This window comes from Solitalea canadensis DSM 3403 (assembly GCF_000242635.2).
GTDB classification, from domain to species: Bacteria; Bacteroidota; Bacteroidia; order Sphingobacteriales; family Sphingobacteriaceae; genus Solitalea; species Solitalea canadensis.
The window spans coordinates 4,801,025-4,820,764 of record NC_017770.1; the positions used below are offsets into that span (position 1 = coordinate 4,801,025).

Annotated in this window: 15 protein-coding genes; 9 read left to right on the top strand and 6 right to left on the bottom strand. The window is 37.2% G+C overall.

The features are described from left to right. The first annotated feature begins 4 nt into the window (after window positions 1-4). The 3 genes from SOLCA_RS20235 to SOLCA_RS20245 are packed head-to-tail and all read left to right on the top strand — an operon-like array spanning window position 5 to window position 6,393. A complete protein-coding gene (locus tag SOLCA_RS20235) occupies window positions 5-2,776 on the top strand; it encodes a TonB-dependent receptor (RefSeq protein WP_014682341.1) in 2,772 nt (923 codons plus the stop codon). A gap of 4 nt (window positions 2,777-2,780) precedes the next feature. After that, window positions 2,781-3,971 (top strand): DUF4249 domain-containing protein, encoded by a 1,191-nt coding sequence (locus SOLCA_RS20240; RefSeq protein WP_014682342.1) that lies wholly within the window; start codon window positions 2,781-2,783, stop codon window positions 3,969-3,971. Between the two features lie 13 nt (window positions 3,972-3,984). Continuing rightward, window positions 3,985-6,393: a hypothetical protein gene (locus SOLCA_RS20245; RefSeq protein WP_052308673.1), complete on the top strand. Its 2,409-nt coding sequence runs from the start codon at window positions 3,985-3,987 to the stop codon at window positions 6,391-6,393. Between the two features lie 34 nt (window positions 6,394-6,427). Here SOLCA_RS20245 and SOLCA_RS20250 read toward each other — a convergent pair whose 3' ends face one another. The 3 genes from SOLCA_RS20250 to SOLCA_RS20260 are packed head-to-tail and all read right to left on the bottom strand — an operon-like array spanning window position 6,428 to window position 9,481. Further along, window positions 6,428-6,907 (bottom strand): gliding motility lipoprotein GldH, encoded by a 480-nt coding sequence (locus SOLCA_RS20250; protein WP_014682344.1) that lies wholly within the window; start codon window positions 6,905-6,907, stop codon window positions 6,428-6,430. Continuing rightward, window positions 6,908-8,317: a PSP1 domain-containing protein gene (locus tag SOLCA_RS20255; RefSeq protein WP_014682345.1), complete on the bottom strand. Its 1,410-nt coding sequence runs from the start codon at window positions 8,315-8,317 to the stop codon at window positions 6,908-6,910. A gap of 36 nt (window positions 8,318-8,353) precedes the next feature. Beyond that, window positions 8,354-9,481, bottom strand: coding sequence for a DNA polymerase III subunit (locus SOLCA_RS20260; RefSeq protein ID WP_014682346.1), 1,128 nt, complete (start codon window positions 9,479-9,481; stop codon window positions 8,354-8,356). Between the two features lie 175 nt (window positions 9,482-9,656). Between SOLCA_RS20260 and ruvX the strand changes: the two genes are divergently transcribed. Next, on the top strand, window positions 9,657-10,079 hold the full coding sequence (ruvX, locus tag SOLCA_RS20265) for a Holliday junction resolvase RuvX (RefSeq protein WP_014682347.1): 423 nt from the start codon (window positions 9,657-9,659) through the stop codon (window positions 10,077-10,079). A gap of 109 nt (window positions 10,080-10,188) precedes the next feature. Beyond that, complete coding sequence (gene def / locus SOLCA_RS20270; protein WP_014682348.1) at window positions 10,189-10,788, top strand: peptide deformylase; 600 nt, start codon at window positions 10,189-10,191, stop codon at window positions 10,786-10,788. A 103-nt stretch (window positions 10,789-10,891) separates the two neighbouring features. Here the strand turns inward: def and SOLCA_RS20275 are convergent, their stop codons facing one another. After that, the gene (locus tag SOLCA_RS20275) at window positions 10,892-11,185 is read right to left on the bottom strand and encodes a NifU family protein (RefSeq protein ID WP_014682349.1); all 294 of its coding nucleotides are present in this window, start codon (window positions 11,183-11,185) and stop codon (window positions 10,892-10,894) included. Window positions 11,186-11,226: 41 nt separating this feature from the next. Next, window positions 11,227-12,306: an Mrp/NBP35 family ATP-binding protein gene (locus SOLCA_RS20280; RefSeq protein WP_014682350.1), complete on the bottom strand. Its 1,080-nt coding sequence runs from the start codon at window positions 12,304-12,306 to the stop codon at window positions 11,227-11,229. A gap of 107 nt (window positions 12,307-12,413) precedes the next feature. On the opposite strand from SOLCA_RS20280, the gene SOLCA_RS20285 reads away from it, so the two are divergent. Genes SOLCA_RS20285 through SOLCA_RS20295 form a run of 3 tightly spaced genes read left to right on the top strand, consistent with a single transcriptional unit; the run spans window position 12,414 to window position 16,718 of the window. Then, entirely contained in the window at window positions 12,414-13,637 is a 1,224-nt protein-coding gene (locus SOLCA_RS20285) for a site-specific integrase (protein WP_014682351.1), read from the top strand. Between the two features lie 3 nt (window positions 13,638-13,640). Next, window positions 13,641-15,764: a biosynthetic peptidoglycan transglycosylase gene (locus SOLCA_RS20290; protein WP_014682352.1), complete on the top strand. Its 2,124-nt coding sequence runs from the start codon at window positions 13,641-13,643 to the stop codon at window positions 15,762-15,764. Between the two features lie 42 nt (window positions 15,765-15,806). After that, window positions 15,807-16,718, top strand: coding sequence for a carboxypeptidase-like regulatory domain-containing protein (locus SOLCA_RS20295; RefSeq protein WP_014682353.1), 912 nt, complete (start codon window positions 15,807-15,809; stop codon window positions 16,716-16,718). Between the two features lie 157 nt (window positions 16,719-16,875). Here SOLCA_RS20295 and SOLCA_RS20300 read toward each other — a convergent pair whose 3' ends face one another. Then, complete coding sequence (locus SOLCA_RS20300; protein ID WP_014682354.1) at window positions 16,876-18,420, bottom strand: hypothetical protein; 1,545 nt, start codon at window positions 18,418-18,420, stop codon at window positions 16,876-16,878. A 144-nt stretch (window positions 18,421-18,564) separates the two neighbouring features. On the opposite strand from SOLCA_RS20300, the gene SOLCA_RS20305 reads away from it, so the two are divergent. Further along, on the top strand, window positions 18,565-19,734 hold the full coding sequence (locus SOLCA_RS20305; protein ID WP_014682355.1) for a 2-isopropylmalate synthase: 1,170 nt from the start codon (window positions 18,565-18,567) through the stop codon (window positions 19,732-19,734). Window positions 19,735-19,740: the final 6 nt, after the last annotated feature.

Sequence of the window (19,740 nt, forward strand, 5' to 3'; positions counted from 1 at the left end):
AATAATGAAGCTCTACCGTTTATCATTTTTAGTAATTACAATCTGTTTGTTTAGCATAACAGCAAGGAGTCAACAACAAATATTATTTAGCATTTCACTGAAACAAACGCCTTTTATGGAGTTGGTTTCCACTATTGAATCGCAATCTTCTTATAAGTTTTATTATGATGAATCACATTTAGATACATTAAAAATAATTGTTGATGTAAATGAGCAGCCGCTCTCTATTGTGCTCGAACAGGCATTAAAGCATAGTTCGTATAATTATGCTATAGATCATCAAAATAGAGTTTATATAACCCAACAGCAAATTGTCACGTCCTTGCCGGATGGTTTTTTACAAAATAAAGAGGGACGTGAACAGGAGATTGCTTCACAACCGCGTAAGGATGGATACTCCTCCCCAAAAAACAAAAAAGGTATTTCCGGTTCAGAGAATAAACTTTTTGAAATTGGGTATCGCACTAATGCATTGAAATCCGGGAACGTTAGGGTGTCAGGATATGTTAGAGATGCCGGAAATGGCGAACCTGTTAACCGGGCAACAATTTATATTGATGATACCAAAAAGGGAGTTGCAACGGATCAGTATGGCTACTATTCGCTTATCATCCCAACCGGAAATCATATACTACGCATTTCGAGTATAGGCATGGAAAGTACTAAACGAAATGTAATGGTTTATGAAAGCGGAAAGTTGGATATTGAGATGAAGGAGTATATTCCAAGTCTAAAAGAAGTTGTTGTAAGCGCTGACCGTATTGCCAACATTGCCAGTACAAACATGGGGGCGCAAAAAATTACCATTAAAACTATAAAACAAGTACCTGCATTGTTGGGAGAAGCGGATGTTTTAAGAGTTGTAATGGCGTTACCTGGTGTAACCTCTGCCGGAGAAAGCAGTACCGGGTTAAATGTACGCGGGGGCTCTGCATATCAAAACCTCACGTTGTTTAGTGACGCAACAATTTATAACCCATCTCACTTCTTTGGATTTTTCTCAGCATTTAATCCAGATGCTGTTAAAGATGTGGAACTCTATAAGAGTAGTATTCCGGAACGTTTCGGAGGGCGATTGTCTTCTGTCCTGGATATCAGCCCCCGAGAAGGAAATAACAAAAAGTTTATTGTTTCAGGAGGAATTGGTCCTGTAACGGGTCGTTTAACAGTTGAAGGACCTATTGATAGTGGCCGAACTTCATTTTTAATGGGCGGCCGGTCAACTTATTCGAATTGGGTATTAAAAGCTTTAACGAATGAGCAGTATAAAAATAGTTCAGCTAACTTTTATGATGTAAACCTGCACTTAAGCCATAAAGTAAATAGCAATAACAGTATTTACCTCACTGGTTATATTAGTACAGACGGGTTTAGATTAAATAGTGATACTTCTTATAAATACAACAATCAAAACTTTAATATAAAGTGGAAGCATGTGTTTAATAATAAGTTATATGGAGTTATTGCAACAGGTGTAGATCACTACAGTTTTAATAATTCGAGCGATTTTAACCCTGTAAATGCATATAAATTCGACTTTAATATTAATCAGTTATGGGGGAAGGTCGATTTTGCATATTTACCGAATAATAGGCACTCCTTTAAATTTGGTATAAGCACATTAAGATATAAGCTAAATGCAGGGACATTGTCTCCATTTCACTCAGAATCGTTAGTGCAGAATAAAATTGTAGAGCCTGAACAAGCACTGGAATCTGCAGTATATATTGGGGATGATTTTAATATAACGGATAATTTGTCACTAAGTGCCGGAATCAGGTATTCTCTTTTTAATTACCTCGGCCCTAAAGATGTTTATCAATATTTAGCAGGTCAGCCGCGTGAAACAGTAAGTCTGATAGATACGGTGAGTTACAGGAAAGGGGCCGGAATTGTAAATTATCATGGTCCAGAGTTTAGATTATCAGCACGATATTTATTAGGATCATCCGCTTCTATAAAGGCTAGCTACAATACCCTAAGACAGTATATTCAGATGTTGTCTAATACAACAGCTATATCCCCAACGGACATTTGGAAGCTTAGTGATCAATACGTAAAACCACAGTTAGGTGACCAATTTTCTTTAGGTGTTTATAAAAACTTTAACTCAAATGTTATAGAAACATCCATAGAGGTGTATTATAAACGTCTACAAAATGTGTTGGACTACAAAAGTGGAGCAAACTTAGTGCTCAACCAGCATATTGAAACGGACATCATGAATACATCCGGTAAAGCCTATGGCTTAGAAGTTATGCTAAAGAAGAATTCGGGTAAATTAAATGGTTGGATTAGTTATACCTATTCAAGAGTATTCCTTAAGACCGATGATAAACTAATAAACGAGCCTACGAATAAAGGGGAGTATTACCCAAGTGATTTTGATAAACCGCATATTTTCAACTTTATCGGAAACTATAAGTTTTCTCACAGGTATAGCATGTCAATAAATATCAATTATAGCACTGGACGTCCAATAACTCTACCAATAGCTCAATATTATCTTGGAGGTTCCTACAGAGCCTATTATTCTGACAGAAACGAATACAGAATTCCTGATTATTTCCGAACAGATTTATCATTTAATATAGAAGGTAATCATAAAATAAAGAAACTAGCGCACTCGTCATGGACAGTTGGGGTATATAACTTAACAAGTCGAAAAAATCCATATTCCGTGTATTTCGTTTCTCGCAATGGAGTATTAAATGGATATAAGATGTCAATTTTTGGGAACGCGATACCGTTTCTGACTTATAATTTTAAGTTTTAATGTAATGAAGAATGTTTACTATAGCATATTAGGTTTAGGTTTTTTATTGTTTTGTTTAACACTTTGTACTGAACCATACACTCCTCCCGAGATTCAGGGAAAACATAATTACCTGGTAGTAGATGGATTTATTAATAGTGGAACGGATTCATCATTTATAACCTTATCTCGAAGTAAGAATATTGGAGATGAACGCCTAATTGAGTACGAGAACACTGCACAGATGCAATTAGAGGGAGAGGCAGGCAGTATACATCAATTTGTTCTTTTAAAGAATGGAGTATATGCTCTTCCTGTATTAATCTTAAACGCTAATGCTAATTATAGGCTTCGTATTAAGCTAAAGGGGAAAGAATATTTGTCAGAGCAATTCCCTGTTACACAAAGTCCCGAAATAGATAGCATTAGTTGGAAGCAAGATAAGAATGGCGTTAGAATATTGGCAAATACACACGATGTTACCGATAAATCAAGATATTATAAATGGGACTTTGTAGAAACCTGGGAATACGTTTCAAAGTATGAGTCTTTATATAAATATGAGAACGGAAAGTTAAAAAGAAGAAATTTAGCAACAGAAGATATTAACCGTTGTTGGAAGACTGAGGTCTCTCATTCGGTAAATTTAGGAACCACAGCAGGCCTGACTAAGGATGTTATTTATGAGGTTCCGATACACACTATTCCTTTTAGTTCTTTTCGTTTGTCGAGAAAATATAGCATTCTGGTTAAGCAGTATGTGGTTACACCTAAAGCATTTGACTATTGGCTAAATATGAAGAAAAATACGGAACAACCGGGCTCAATATTTGACCCTCAGCCTTCACAAATATCCAGTAATATACACTGTTTAACCACTCCTGAAGAGCCAGTCATTGGATACATTGGTGCAGGGACTATCAAGAAACAACGAATTTTTGTTGATAAGACTCAATTATTGCCCCATTTTAGACCTAATGAGTACGATGCATGTAAAATTGATTCGTTTTATACCGTTCTGCCTCCTTGGCTAGGCCCGGGGCCTGATAAGGATCCTGATTGGGTATGGCATCTTTTTTCTAATGGTAAAAGATTGCCGATCAGAGTCACTTATATACCGGATACCAGAGACACTATTTGCATTTTGTCTTTAAAAGAATGTGTTGATTGCCGTGAAAAAGGTGGTGTGACTAAAAAACCTGATTTCTGGCCATAATCTTATGAAAAATATGAATAAGTGTTTTAAGAAAAATGCTTTAATGCTTGCATGTCTTTTAAGCCTTAGCTTAATAGGGCTGCGCACTTACGGACAATCGGATAGATTATCCATAATCAGTCAAAAACTTATAGATAGCAGAAATTTATATTCATCAGAGAAGCTATTTCTACATTCTGATAAGTCGTTTTACCTTGCCGGGGAATTGATTTGGTTTAAGGTATATGTCGTAGACGGAATCAATCATCATCCTTCCAAGATAAACAAACTTTCCTATGTAGAACTATTGGATAGTAAAGGAAAAGCTGTAGATCAGGCTATGATTGCACTTGATAAGGGCTTGGGAAATGGTTCATTTCAATTATCTTCTTCATTAAATTCCGGCGAATATGTTTTAAGGGCTTATACCAACTTAATGAAGAATGGTGATGAGGATTTCTTTTATGAAAAAAGAGTTATCATTGTCAATACACTTAAGTCGGCTGAGACTGCCACAACTTTAAAAACGGATTATGACATTCAGTTCTTTGCGGAGGGAGGGAACTTTATTGCAGGGGTTAAAAATAAGGTAGCTTACAAAGTTGTGGATAGTAATGGCAAAGGGGTTGGTTTTTCGGGACGTATTACCGATGGGCATAGCAATGTAGTGATTGATGGTTTTCGTCCTTTAAAAGATGGGATGGGAAGTGTTTCGTTTACTCCTGTTGAAAATGAAAAATATAGTGCAGAGCTAAGGATTGGCAATGAAGTAATCACAAAAGAGTTGCCTGTGGTTCAATCAAGAGGGTACTCGATGTTTTTAACGGAAAGTAATGACGTTTTGGCTATTACAGTTTCTGCAAAAAATGTTTACGATGAAGGGGCAATTTCTTTAATCGCACATACTCGTATGGATGTAAAGATTAAAGAATCCAAGTCTCTTTCAAATGGGTCGGTTGTGTTTAACCTCCCAGTAAGTATGCTTGGTGAAGGTATTTCTCATATAACCATTTTTGATCAGAATCAGCGTCCTGTAAGCGAGCGGTTATATTTTAAACAACCAGAGCACTACCTTTCTTTATCGGCTACAACAGATAATAGTTTATATCAATCGCGTCAAAGAGTGGCTGTCAATATCTCCTCTCTTTCTGAAAGGAATAAGCCGCAAAACGCTAATTTATCAATGGCGGTTTTTAAAGCTGACTCACTCCAACACATTGATGCTGCCAATATTGTGAACTATTTATGGTTGAGCTCAGACTTAAAAGGAAAAATTGAGTCACCTGATTACTATTTTTCTTCAAATTCAACAGAGGTAAAAGAGGCTGCAGATAATCTGATGCTTACCCAAGGTTGGAGAAGATTTGAGTGGAAAACTGTTTTAAACTCAAAATCGCCAACTATTACTAACTTACCTGAGTATGAGGGTCATCTTGTGCGAGGTGTTGTTTTAAACAAACAAACAGGAGCGCCCGGGAGCGACATTACTGTTTACCTTTCAAGTCCTGGTAAATTCTTTAGGGTTGCTGTAGCCAAAAGTGATGCTCAAGGAAAGCTGTTATTCAATATTGGAGATTTGATTGGATCAGAAGAGCTAATTGTGCAGGCAGTTGATGAAAATTATCGTGTAGAGATAGAAAGTCCTTTTATAGAGAAGTCGAATGCTTATGCACTTCCATCTGTAAATACTCACATTGAACGTTTTCAGTCACAACTATTAGATCGTAGCATCAGCACACAAGTTCAGCAGGCTTTCACCAATGAAAAACAATTAAAATTCTCACTTCCTGCAAAAGTTGACACTTCGCTGTTTTATGGTCAACCGGAGAAATCTTATTTCTTAGATGACTTTACAAGATTCCGAACATTTGAAGAAGTGTTAAGAGAATACGTTTCGGAGGTTTCTATTTCGAGGCAACAAAAAGGATATCAATTTAATATGACGAATTCAAATTTCGAGATGTTACCCAAGAATCCTTTAGTTTTAATAGATGGAGTTCCATTTTTTAAGACAGATAGTGTGGTGGCTATTAATCCTATGAAAATTAAAAAGCTTGAAGCTATAAACAGAATGTTTTCATTCGGGTACCTTACTTTGAATGGAATTATTAGTCTTTCAACCTACAAATATGATTTGGAAGGCATACCCCTTGACCCTAATGCTCTCATCGTAGAGTACGAAGGATTACAGCTTCAACGACAGTTCTATTCACCTGTATATGAAACGTCAGCTTCACTTAATAGTCGGGTTCCTGATTTCAGAAACGTTTTATATTGGAATCCAACAATCATAACAGGTTCAAACGGTAATGCCTCTTTACAGTTCTATACAGGCGATGAACAAGGTGAATATAAGATAGTTGTGCAAGGAATTACGGCTGAAGGTAGAGCTGGGTATAAGGTAGTCGACTTTAAAGTACAGAATGATTTAGTAAAAAAATAGGCAAAAAAAACCGGCATCAATGCCGGTTTTTTTATTATTCTTTAATTAGTTTGACACCAAGGTCAGATATTTCTTTTAATGGATCATCGCGCATAAATTGCTCGAATTCAATTCTGTAGCTGCCTGGCTTTGAAAAGTCCAATGCATTCGTGATGTACGTTTCCTGGGAAATGAGTTTGCCAGATCCCGAACCTCGCCATTTACCATCCTTTTCAGCTAGCTTAACCTCTAATACTCTTGTAGGCTGCATTTTGCCGTCAGGATTCTTTACATACATCCTCAAAAATAAATTGGAGTACTTATAATCATCCGTATGACGAAGATCTAGGTAAACAGCAAGTTTCCCCGGATTGTCAATTTTTACATCGAAAACGGCTTTGTCGTTAGAAAACCACCCTTTATCACTAATGGTAGTTGTATTATTATATACAGAATTATCTGTACATGCCATTAAGAGTGTACAACTTAAACTGAATAAAAAAAGCTTCGAAAATAAACGCGTTGATCTGAACATCTATTCTTTATTAGAATTATTATTAGTTGGTTTTTGATTGTTATTATTTTTGTTCTGATTACGGCGTTGATTTCCCTGATTTTTATTGCCTCCTCCGTTTTGTTGCGGACGAGTTTGTGCATCAGGTTTTGCTGGACGCTGTTGACCCGCCTCTTTATCCCTTTTCTGTTGTTGTTGACGTTCCTGTTGTTGAGGCTTATTCTGTTGCTGTTGACGCTCTTGCTGCTGAACAGGTTGAGCAGCACGTGGTTCCTGACCTTCTCCTGAATTCCCTTTGCCTTTTTTCTTTTTCTTTTTCTTTTTGCCGTTCTTCTCGTCAAGTCGGGTTAAAGAGTCTTGACCCACTACGTTTTCGTAGTCAAAGGCAACCGGTTTTGGAGCTGTAACAGTACTAGTATATTCTAATCCTTTTAGATCCGCCGGTTTTTGACCTTTACTATTCATCGACAGGAGCTCACGAACTTTATTCACCTCAAGAGGAATCCAGTCGGTTACATCAGCGTAGCTAAACCACATGATCTTTTTAAAGATATCGGTTTTTTGCAGACGGGCAAAGCCTCTTTCTGTTTGTAATCCGGTTACATTCTCCGGAATATCTTTCAATGCGTCGATATAAGTATCTAACTCATAATTCAAACAACATTTTAATTTTCCGCATTGTCCGGCTAATTTTAATGTATTTAATGAAAGATTCTGGTAACGTGCCGCCGCTGTTGAAACGGTACGGAAATCTGTTAGCCAGGTTGAACAGCAAAGTTCACGACCACAAGACCCAATACCACCTAAACGGCTGGCTTCTTGTCGCATACCTATCTGACGCATTTCGATACGAATCTTAAATGCTTCGGCCATTTTCTTGATCAGCTCGCGAAAATCGACCCTGTCATCGGCTGTATAATAAAAAGTAGCTTTAGTTTTATCGCCCTGATAATCAACATCACTTAACTTCATTTTTAAGTTAAGCTCAAGGGCTAGCGTGCGGGCTTTATGCATAGTCTCATATTCAAGACCTTTTGCAATCTTCCATTTATCTATATCAGCCTGGCTGGCTTTTCTGATAATTTTCTTGAATTCGGCACTATCCTTAACACCTTTTTTCTTCATCTGCATACGCACCAGTTCACCTGTCAAAGAAACATGACCAAGGTCAAAACCACCCTGATTTCCTTCAACGGCTACCATTTCTCCCATTTCGAGGTAATGATTGTTTGTGTTTACGTAAAAATCTTTACGTGAACCTTTAAACTTAACCTCAACTATGTTAAATGGTTTATAGTGAGCTGGCAAATCCATATCAGACAGCCAATCATAAACGTCCAGCTTACTGCATCCTCCGTCAGTTAAGCACGATCCGTTGCTTTTGCAACCCGCCGGCGTGCAACCTCCGGTTGAACAAGTACTACATCCCATATTTTTTTCTCTCCATATATAATGAAACCATGCCTTTTATGCGGCTGGTTGTGTTCTCAAGTAACGGTTAATTTGCAAAGATACATCTAAAAATAAAATTTTCGGGTTAGCATTTCGTTCAACATGATAAATAGCCTCTTCAAACGTTTTTATCAGTAATTCACCCTTTTGCAAACCCACCAGTGCCGAAAATTTAGTAACAAACTCCATTTCCTCACCTTCTAAATGTATCATTTCTTTCGCCCCGTCCGAATATAACAAACAATCGCGGATGATGTTTAATCCGTAGCGTATAAAGTTTTTTTGACGCTCCCTTCCGATCTTTGCAAAATCTTCCACCCATTTTACGATGCCGGTGCCGTTCCCGGTATAACAGAGTCGCATCCAATCGGCAAAACTGCCTGTGTCTTTGTTTTCCTCTTCGTTAAATATCGCATAAGCTGCCGACATATTCCCGTTAGCCAAATAAGCAATGCGGTTCGCTTGTTGTGAATCGCAGTTATGCTTATCCATAAAATGTTGCTGAATTTCTTTGTTCGACAGCTTGTTGATCTTTATCAGTTGCGTACGAGATAAAATAGTGTTTAACATTTTATCGCGATTCTCAGCAACTAATAAGAATAACGTTTTATGAGAAGGTTCCTCGATGATCTTTAATAAAGAGTTACCCTCATTACCCAGAAACTCCGGCAACCACATGATCAGGACCTTAAACTCCGATTCAAAGGGCTTTAAACTTAGCTTTTGAATAATGGCGTGACATTCTGCGATTGGAATATTTGGCTGTTTATTCTCAACATCCAGGTGTTTTAACCAGGCATTTAAAGAAAGATACTGGTCTTCCGATAATGCTTTTCTCCATTCCTCAATCACATCTACACTTGTTTCCACTTTATTGGTTTTATTGGCAATAAAGGGATAAGAGAAATGAAGATCCGGATGGATAAACTTCTGATATTTTCTACAAGATGCACATTGTCCGCAAGAATCGTCTTCCTGCTTATTTTCACAGCCGATAAATTGAGCATAAGCAATAGCCAAAGACAGTGCTCCCGAGCCCTCCGGTCCAAGAAATAATTGCGCATGACTGATCCTATTCTCTTTTGCAGAGCGAATCAGTTGATCTTTAATGTGTTCGTTTCCTACAATTTCTTTAAACTGCATGCTGTAAAGATAGACTAAGTTATATATAATGCGAATAGACCATGTGTTTAATTATTTTGGTTTATTGTTCATGCTAGAGATCCGTTTAAGCTTGTGGAAAATGTTGAGTGTTATGCACCCAAACATTCTTATTTAGGCACAAAAATCTTCACTTTTGTAATCTTAATAATGATATATGGCAAGATTGATGGCCTTTGATTTCGGAACCAAAAGAATCGGTATAGCTGTTACAGACCCTTTGCAAATTATTGCAACGGCGTTAACAACTATTCATCCTAAAGATGTAATCGATTATCTTAAAGAATACCTACTTACCGAACAAATTGAAACTTTTATAGTGGGTGAGCCAAAACAAATGGATAGCACTCCATCAGAATCTGCTCGCCATGTAGAAGCCTTTATTAATCTTTTAAAAAAACAATTTCCGACCATCCCGATTGATAGGATGGATGAACGATTTACATCTAAAATGGCAAGCCACACCATTGCAAATAGCGGATTGAAAAAATCGGATAGAGAAAAAAAAGGATTGATTGATTCTGTTAGTGCTGTTATTATTTTGCAGTCATACATGGAAAAACGCTCATTCGGCTTTTAAAGGCTTTTTCCGTATTTTTGCCAATCTTGAAGAAGAGGTTAGCTATCAGGCTGTACAAAAATCAGATGCCTTATGACTAGCTACTAAGTACTAATAACTTTTAGCATAAATGATATTACCAATTACCGCCTATGGCGATCCTGTTTTATTGAAGAAAGCTCAACCTATTGATAAAGATTATCCGAATTTATCAGGCTTGATTAATGATATGTTTGAAACCATGTATAATGCCAGTGGAGTTGGAATTGCTGCTCCTCAGGTAGGACTTTCAATTCGTTTATTTGTTATTGACGCAAAACCTTTTGCTGATGATGATGACGATGAAGTGAGTGAAGCAGAAAGCAAACAATTGAAAGCTTTTAAACGAGTGTTTCTTAATGCTGAAATTCTTGAACAAACTGGTGAGAAATGGGCGTTCACAGAAGGATGTTTGAGTATTCCTGATATCCGGGAAGAAGTGATGCGTCCGGCAAATATTAAAATCAAGTATTATGATGAAAAATGGGTGGAGCATATTGAAGAATACACAGGATTAGCTGCCCGTGTTATTCAGCATGAATATGATCATATTGAAGGTAAATTATTTACTGATTACTTAAATCCGCTAAAAAAAGCAATGTTAAGAGGCCGATTGGATTCAATTACCAAAGGTGCCATTAAGGTGGATTATAAGATGAAATTTCCTGCTAGAAAAAAAGGAAGAAGGTAAACAGGATAGTTAATGAAAAAGAAAAGGGTTCCGTTTGAATAAAACAGAACCCTTTTTATATGGTTAAGACACCGCCATAGATGGGGAATCTTGTAAAAGTTTATTATTGAGCATTTACCGTATTTGGCATTACTGCATTAGGATCATCAATATCGGTAATATTGGTAGCTTCAACTGAAACAATTTCAGGAACTTCACGCATTACAGCTTGTTCGATGCCTGCTTTAAGTGTCATGATACTCATTGGACAAGATCCACAAGATCCAAGCAATTTTAGCTTTAAAATATTATCGTCGGTAACCTCCAACACTTCAACATTTCCCCCATCGGCCTCTAAATAAGGGCGAATCTGGTTCAATGCTCCTTCAACTTTTGTTAACAATTCTGCGTTACTCATGCCAAAATCCTCTGTTTAGTCTAAATACAAATATAGAAAAATTATTCTACAACTGTCTCTTTATTAGCGAGTGCGTTTTGTATAGCAACTTGCTGTGCTACTTTTTCAGCAATATCAGCAAATGCTTCAGCCACCAGGTTATTGTCTTGAAGAGCAACCGGTTCACCTTTGTCTCCTCCTTCACTAACCTCCATTACCAATGGGATTTCTCCTAAAAATGGAACGTCAAATTGGGTAGCAAGTACATTTCCTCCGCCCTTGCCAAAAATGTAGTATTTATTAGTTGGTAGTTCTGCCGGGGTGAAATAAGACATGTTTTCAACCACACCAAGAATCGGAACCTTAACGCCCTCCATTCTAAACATTCCTGCCCCTTTTTTGGCATCAGCCAATGCTACGTTTTGAGGTGTTGTTACAATTACCACACCTGCTATTGGAAAACCTTGCGCCAATGTAATGTGTACGTCACCGGTTCCTGGAGGAGTATCAACCAATAAATAATCTAACTCTCCCCAATGAGCGTCATTAAATAATTGTTTGATAGCCGATGAAACCATCGGGCCTCTCCACGGAATAGCTTGATTAGGGTCTGTAAAGAATCCTATCGACAATAATTTTATTCCGTATTTTTCAATCGGTTCTATTTTGTTCTGGCCATCTACCTGCGTCATGTAAGGCTTCGCTCCTTCTAATTGGAACATGATAGGAATAGACGGGCCGTAGATGTCGCCATCAATTAAACCAACTTTAGCACCTTTTTTCGCTAAAGAAATGGCCAGATTTACAGCAACAGTAGACTTTCCTACACCACCTTTGCCAGAAGCAACAGCTATAATGTTCTTAATATTACTGAAGGTATTGGTGCTCTTAGTCGTAACGCGTGAGGTTAAATTAACTTCTACTTCCGCTTCTTTATCTACAAAATGCTTAACTGCATTTATACAGGCATTTTTGATAAGGTCTTTCAACGGACACGCTGGAGTAGTGAGGACAACTGAAAAGCTAATTTTTTTGCCTTCCACTTTCACATCCTCTACCATTTTCAAAGTAACTATATCTTTTTTCAGATCAGGCTCTTCAACGTTCTTAAGTGCAGTTAAAACTTGTTCCGGTGTAATCATTTAGTGTGGATATGTTAAAAAAAAATCAGTCAAAATTAATTAAAAAACACAATAATTTGACTTTTGTTTAGATTCGCAGAATACTATATATTTATATAATTACTAAAATGGCTACGGTAAATCTTTGTGTTAGACCCGAGATGAAAGATAATAATGGTTTAATGCCAATTTATATGATCTTTCAGCACAGAGGGAAGCGTTTTAAACACTTCACTGGGTTAAAAGTTCCGCAAGAGAGCTGGGATGCCAAAAAACAAGAAATTATAGAGTTTAACGGTAATACTGAAAAGTGGAATCACACGCTAAGCACTCAGAAAATTAAACTATTAAATGCCACTTATCATATCCTGAGAGAGCATGAGGATGCAGATGTGCAGGAAATAAAAGAGGCATTTTACAAGGATCTTTTTAAAGGAGGAAGTGAATTCTTCGAAGAATTAGCCGAGTATATTGAGGAATCCAAGAAAACAAAAAAGGAAAGCACTGTCTTTGTGTATGAAACGCTGATAAAAGATTTGAAGCTTTTTGAAGATGCGGCCGACTACCATATAAGTTTTAATAATCTTAATACAGAGTTTTATGTTCAGTTTACGGGGTTCTTAGAAAAGACACTGAACAATACCAACAATACGATCAGTAAAAAGATAAAAGCCTTAAAAGCATTTTTACATTACGCTTCGGGGAAAAAGCTGGTACAAACATCGGAGTTTGAAAATTTTGACACCAAAACAGTTGAATCGGTAAAGCTTTCTTTAACGGAAGAAGAAGTTCAGCGTTTATATACCCTTAATTTAAGTTTAAATAAAGAGCTTGCTCTTATCCGCGACATTTTTATGTTTGGTTGTGTTACAGGACTCAAACATTCCGATATTATTAAGCTAAAAGTAGATGATGTTGCTGATGATAAGCTTTTGATCATTAATCAGTATACATATATTAAAACGCGTATTCCGATGAATAACTATGCGCGTTTTATTTTGAAGAAATATGGTGCGGAGAAAGGTTATTGTTTCCCGATGGTGCAAAATGTTTATGCTAACAAACATCTAAAAACATTGGGGAAAATGGCGGGAATAAACACCCCAATTAATGTTAGTATCCACAAAGGCAATCAGATTATTGAGAAGTCAAAACCCAAATACGAATTAATTACCACAGATACTGCCAGATATACCTATGCCGCATTATCTTTGCGAGCAGGTATGCGTCCGGAATTACTCATTCAGGTACTGGGGCAAAAAACAGTAAATGCCCTGTTAGAATATAATTATTTCAGTAACCCAATGAATGATTTCGAGATGCTGAATTGTTGGAACAAAATATTTTTGTAGGTCTTGAAAAATTTCCTGAAGAAGTACTGGTGGATATTCGCCATTATCATTGTATTGGTTGGAATAGCAGGTGGAATTCTTTTCTCTAAGCGTGAACAAATTCTTAATAGTACGATTGAAAAAATTGTAGCCTCTCAAAAGCAACAAAATCAACTTGAGATAAAAATTGAGCAAGCCCATTTTGCAGGGTTAAGTACCGTTCATTTTGGAAAAATTTCTGTTGTTCCATTAAAGAAAGATACATTGCTCTCAATCCGCGACTTTGAGGTGAAGGTTAAATTATTGCCACTGCTTTTTGGCGATGTTAAGCTAGCAGCTGTTAAGCTATTTGACGGTAAGCTAACATTTGTTAATCGTCATGGAGTAAAGAATTATGATTTTTTGTTTAAAGAGCGTAAGCGGGATACAACACAGAAAACAGAACTTGATCTGGCTAAATTTGCCAACAAACTGATCAATAAGGTTCTTTATAAAGTTCCGGATAACCTGGAACTTAAAAATTTTGAAGCTTCTTTTGCTGAAACCGACAGCAGTCGGAACGTAAGTGTGTTAGCCAAGAATGTGTCTATCAACGATCAGGAGTTAACATCAACCTTCATTCTTAATAATGGTGAAGCCACATGGCACTGTACTGGTATGATTGATGGTGGTGCTAAAGAAATGGATGTTAAACTTTTTGCTGATGGGAGAAAAGTTGAATTCCCATACCTTGAACAGAAATTCGGCCTGAAAGTAAATTTTGATACGCTGGCACTTAAGTTAGCAGGAACAAAATATAGTGGTGATGAGCTAACCGTAAAAGGAGCCTGGGGCATTAAAAACCTGCTTATTAATCATAAGAAGATTGCAAATAAGGATGTTGTGGTTGACAACGGTTCTATTGATGCAACAATGGTAATTGGTAAAAACTTTCTTTCTCTCGACAGTGCTTCAACAGTTCATCTTCGTAATCTTGAAGCTCATCCTTTTATAAAATTTACGCTTAAGCCCGCTAAGGTTTACGAGCTAAAGTTGAATACGGATTGGGTAAATGCACAAGATTTCTTTGATGCATTTCCTGCAGGTATGTTTGAGTCGCTTGAAGGGATAAAAGTTGCAGGAAAAATAAAGTATGGGTTAAATTTTTATCTTGAAGATAAACATCCTGATGACTGTAAGTTTGATTCAAGATTAGACAAGAAAGATTTTAAAATACTGCATTTTGGAGCTGTAAACCTCCAAAAAATAAACGGGCCGTTTGTGTATACACCTTATGAATATGGTAAGCCAATGCGCAATATTACAATTGGTCCACAAAATCCGAATTTTACTCCCTATAATCAGATTTGTAATTATCTAAAAAATGCTATCTTAACAGCCGAAGATAATGCGTTCTTCACACACAAAGGGTTCTTTGAAGAAGCAATCAGAAAGTCGATTGCAACTAATTATAAAGCGGGAAGCTTTAAACGAGGAGGAAGCACCATTTCTATGCAACTGGTAAAGAATGTTTATTTAAGCAGACAAAAGACAATGGCTCGTAAACTCGAGGAAATGTTGATTGTTTGGTTAATTGAAAATAATCGTTTAACCAGTAAAGAGCGGATGTTTGAGGTTTACCTCAATATTATAGAATGGGCGCCAAACGTTTACGGAGTTAGTGAAGCATCACGTTTTTACTTCGCTAAACATCCTTCGGAGCTAAATTTGGGAGAGTCAATGTTTCTGGCTAGTATAATACCTAGCCCCAAACGATACCGCTACCAATTTTATCCGAATGGAGCATTAAAGCAACGCATTAGTGGCTATTACTTTGACCTTATTAGTGGGTTAATGTTAAAGCGTGGAATGATTACTGAAGAAGACCGCGCATCAATGTATAATGTGGTTTTAAGAGGTCCGGCTCGTAACTATGTAATAACGGATACAACACAGGTTGATACATTATTAGATGTAGATGCTCTTCCTCAGCAAATTATAGATGAAAATCCAAACACAGGAAAAGCGCTCAATCCTGTGCAACAAGAAGAGACCCAGCCGGCTACTATTCAGGAAACCGAAACTCCTGAGAAAAGTAAAGCCGAAATAAGAAAACAAGAACGTGAGGAACGTAGGAGAAAACGCAAAGAAGAACGAGAAAATAGTTAGCAATAAAATAAACCAATAAACGTAAAAACCAACCTTGCCCGTATGAGAAAATGTTTACAACTGACATGGCTGTTTTTAGTACTTATTTGCGCCACTGCCAATGGCCAAAACATAACCTTAAAAGGAAAAGTTGTTGAAGATGTTCCAGAAGCTTGCCCGGTTTCAAATGCAACCTTAACAATTACAAGTACAAAGCTGATTTATTCAGCAAATAAAAACGGTGAATTTGCAATTAGTATTCCTGAAAAGAACAAAGTGGATAGTTTGGTTGTAACAGCCTTAGGTTATAAAGCCAAAACCATCAGTGTTAAGGAATTAATTAAAAACCAGTTTACAACCATTAAATTAAAGTCGGCGTATTACCAGCTTGATGATATTGTGGTAAATGCAAAAAGAGCACGTAAGCTGTACGTTGGTAGTGAGAAAAAATCGAGTTTTGGCAAATACTGCCCATTCCCTGAACTAAAACATGCGTTTTATGTTCCTAATGATAATAACACAACAGGAGTGGTTCGCTCGGTTAGATTCTTTATCCGTGAATGTGAAAATGGGGTAATTGATGCTCCTTTCCGTGTTAAGATCTACGGTAAAGCGAATATGCGTGATTTTCCAGGAGATGAATTAATTCAGGATGCGATTATTGCCCGTGCACAAAAGAATAATGAGTGGTTATCAGTTGATCTTTCACAGTATAACATCGAAGTGCCTTATGATGGATTTTTTGTAGTTCTGGAAATTCTTCCTTTACAGTATTATTCATCGGAGGTTACCAGCACAGAAACAACATTTGACGGAAAAAATATAACGTTAATGCACTATCCGGCACCAGCAATCGGATATGAGAAAATCGAAGAGAAAGCTATTACCCGTTCGTGGAGACGTTATGGCATCAACAAATGGGAGAAAGTTGAACAGTATAACTATATGATCGGTGCTAATATTAGTGCTGACTAATTAGAGAAATAATATTTATAAAATAAAAACGAGACTAACTGAAAAGTATAGCCTCGTTTTTATTTAAAGAACACACCCCTAACCCCTCTCAAGAGGGGATTATCAACTACGTTGATTAAGGGTTCCCCTCTTGAGAGGGGTTGGGGTGTGTAATAAATTATCTATTTACCTTTAAAAACTTATCCCTGATAATTTCCTGAACAGGCTTATTATACATCTTGCTTTCTAACCAAGAGATAATATCCAAATACAAGAACGGACGTTTTTCGTAAGGATGGTTTTCGTAAGGTACGAGTCGATCATGCAAACGTTTAAATTCCCGCTTAATGTCTGTAGCATAAATATTCCCAAGATTCTTTAAGAAATTGATAATTTCCGTTTGAACCTTGTGCAGATCATCCATCTTTACTAAGAAGCGATAAACAGATTTAATCTGATATTCAAGATTAGCATCATTCCCAGCTTCATAATTGGCAATTAAATTAAGAATGCGAGCAAAACATTGGATATCCGAGCGAACATCGCTGTCGCGGGTGCTGATGATTTTATTTAAGTAAACGATTGCATTTTTGTTATCACCACTACCAAAATACAGGCAAGCGATCTTATAATAAAATACCAATACGTGGTGCTCGTCAATACGTTCACTGTGGTGTGAAAGAAAGCTTTTTAGTTCAGGAATTAGCGCTAGTCCTTTCGTAAAACTTCCTTCCATATAATGCAAGTTCACTTTGTGAGTCAATATGCACGATTGAGCAAGCATTTCCGAATTATCGTCAAAGATTTCAGCATCCGTCTCAATCTCCTTCTGCAATTCGGTAAGCACTTCCCAGAACTTGGAATAATAGCGCATATAGAATAGAGATTCCAGTAAATAATTGTAAGCCTTAATGTAAAAGCTAACCATTCCCTGCTTCAATTGAGGGTGTTCTTTAAACAAGTCTACCCATCGTTGCGCGTAGCGATAACACGAGACAAAATCTTGAATGATCGAATAATACCAAACGTAGGCTTGGTAGAGATACATCTTTTCAGAAAAGCCTAATTTTTCCGGGTCATATTTAGGGAGATTATGCTCAAAAAATGTTTGAACGTAAGCAACGTCCTTACTGTTGCGGGCATATCCTACCTTTAAGTACAAACCATAAAGCTGCAATGCAAGATTCGAGAACTCATTAGTCGTTTGAATACTGTTATTTAATCCAATTGCTTCACTTGTTAAAATGTCAGCCCGATTTGAAATACTTCTAGTGATGTATTGGGATTCAATCATTTTTTCAAATTCTACAATTTCCAGCGCAATAGTATTCTGCATCAGTTGAATAGCCATTTGCTTGGCTTTGTCCAAAATCTTTAAACTTTGGCGATATAAGCCCTTGTTGTAAAGAATCTTGGCAAAATCGACCTGTTCACGCAATTGCAGATCGGGGTAATGCTGCACATTCATTAAGCGCAGACTGATAAGGATTTGTTTGTACAAATGCGCCTTCATATTAGAAAGCTGTACTTTTTTAACGGGAGCTCTTTTTAATACTTTGTCCTCATCAAAGGCGTCCATTCCGTCAATCGCATCAAATAATGCCAGAAATTTTGCATCCTGATTTCCTTGTAATCGGGTAGCAAAAAGCTTAAAGTTTCGCTTTTCTGATTTCGACATCGATTTTATCAGTTCAAATACCGGCTCGTTTTTTCCATTAGCCATTGTATAAACACCTCCTTTAAAATTCTGATTTACAGTAAGTTGCTAAAAATGTACTAAAATTGAAAATAGTACATTAATAGTAATAGTGGTTTCCCAAAGCTAATCTTAGTGAATACTTTAGAATTTCCAAACACAAATCTAAAAATGTCAGGAAGAAAGATTCAGATATTCGACACAACCTTACGCGACGGTGAACAAGTACCGGGTTGCAAGTTAAATACCCCGGAAAAAGTGGAGATCGCACGTAAGCTTGAACGCTTAGGCGTTGACGTGATCGAAGCCGGTTTTCCTATCTCTAGTCCAGGAGATTTTAAATCGGTGGTGGAGATCGCAAAAGCCGTCACCGACCCAATTGTTTGCGGTTTGTCACGTGCTGTAGAAAAAGATATTGAAACAGCCGCTGAAGCTCTCAAATATGCTAAACGTCCTCGCATCCACACTGGAATTGGCACTTCAGATTCTCACATTAAACATAAATTTAACGCTACCCGCGAACAAATTATTGAGCGCGCTGTAGCTGCCGTAAAATACGCAAAAAGTTTCGTAGAAGATGTTGAGTTTTATGCTGAAGATGCAGGTCGTACCGATAATGAATACTTGGCCCGCGTATGTGAGGCTGTAGTGGCCGCAGGCGCAACAGTATTAAATATTCCTGATACAACAGGTTATTGCCTTCCGCATGAATATGGCGCTAAAATCAAATACTTGTACGAAAATGTAAAAGGCATTGATACCAAAGCAATCCTTTCAACTCATTGTCATAATGATTTAGGATTGGCAACTGCCAATTCAATTGAAGGGGTTATTAATGGTGCCGGACAAATTGAATGTACCATTAATGGAATTGGTGAACGCGCCGGAAACACTTCATTGGAGGAAGTGGTGATGATTATGCGTCAGCATCCTTACTTAAACCTGATTACTGGTATCGATTGCAAAATGTTGTATCCGATTAGTCAGTTAGTTTCTGAGAAAATGCAGATGTTTGTGCAGCCTAACAAAGCGATTGTTGGAGCTAATGCATTTGCCCACTCATCAGGTATACACCAGGATGGCGTGATTAAAAACCGTGAAACGTATGAAATCATTGATCCTGCAGATGTTGGTGTAGATCAATCGTTGATCGTTCTTACAGCTCGTAGCGGTCGTGCAGCTTTAGCCTATCGTGCTCACAAAATTGGTTATACGTTAACCAAAGATGCACTGGATGAAGTTTATGGTCAATTCTTAATTGTGGCTGACCACAAGAAGGAAATTCATGATACCGATATTCATGAATTAATGCGTAATGTAAACATTGAACTTTCTGCTTAATCATAG

Excerpts from the sequence above, each read along its gene's own strand:
- SOLCA_RS20235 (WP_014682341.1), top strand. The coding sequence starts at position 5 with ATGAAGCTCTACCGTTTATCATTTTTAGTAATTACAATCTGTTTGTTT.
- SOLCA_RS20240 (WP_014682342.1), top strand. The coding sequence starts at position 2,781 with ATGAAGAATGTTTACTATAGCATATTAGGTTTAGGTTTTTTATTGTTT.
- SOLCA_RS20245 (WP_052308673.1), top strand. The coding sequence starts at position 3,985 with ATGAATAAGTGTTTTAAGAAAAATGCTTTAATGCTTGCATGTCTTTTA.
- SOLCA_RS20250 (WP_014682344.1), bottom strand. The coding sequence starts at position 6,907 with ATGTTCAGATCAACGCGTTTATTTTCGAAGCTTTTTTTATTCAGTTTA.
- SOLCA_RS20255 (WP_014682345.1), bottom strand. The coding sequence starts at position 8,317 with ATGGGATGTAGTACTTGTTCAACCGGAGGTTGCACGCCGGCGGGTTGC.
- SOLCA_RS20260 (WP_014682346.1), bottom strand. The coding sequence starts at position 9,481 with ATGCAGTTTAAAGAAATTGTAGGAAACGAACACATTAAAGATCAACTG.
- ruvX (WP_014682347.1), top strand. The coding sequence starts at position 9,657 with ATGGCAAGATTGATGGCCTTTGATTTCGGAACCAAAAGAATCGGTATA.
- def (WP_014682348.1), top strand. The coding sequence starts at position 10,189 with ATGATATTACCAATTACCGCCTATGGCGATCCTGTTTTATTGAAGAAA.
- SOLCA_RS20275 (WP_014682349.1), bottom strand. The coding sequence starts at position 11,185 with ATGAGTAACGCAGAATTGTTAACAAAAGTTGAAGGAGCATTGAACCAG.
- SOLCA_RS20280 (WP_014682350.1), bottom strand. The coding sequence starts at position 12,306 with ATGATTACACCGGAACAAGTTTTAACTGCACTTAAGAACGTTGAAGAG.
- SOLCA_RS20285 (WP_014682351.1), top strand. The coding sequence starts at position 12,414 with ATGGCTACGGTAAATCTTTGTGTTAGACCCGAGATGAAAGATAATAAT.
- SOLCA_RS20295 (WP_014682353.1), top strand. The coding sequence starts at position 15,807 with ATGAGAAAATGTTTACAACTGACATGGCTGTTTTTAGTACTTATTTGC.
- SOLCA_RS20300 (WP_014682354.1), bottom strand. The coding sequence starts at position 18,420 with ATGGCTAATGGAAAAAACGAGCCGGTATTTGAACTGATAAAATCGATG.
- SOLCA_RS20305 (WP_014682355.1), top strand. The coding sequence starts at position 18,565 with ATGTCAGGAAGAAAGATTCAGATATTCGACACAACCTTACGCGACGGT.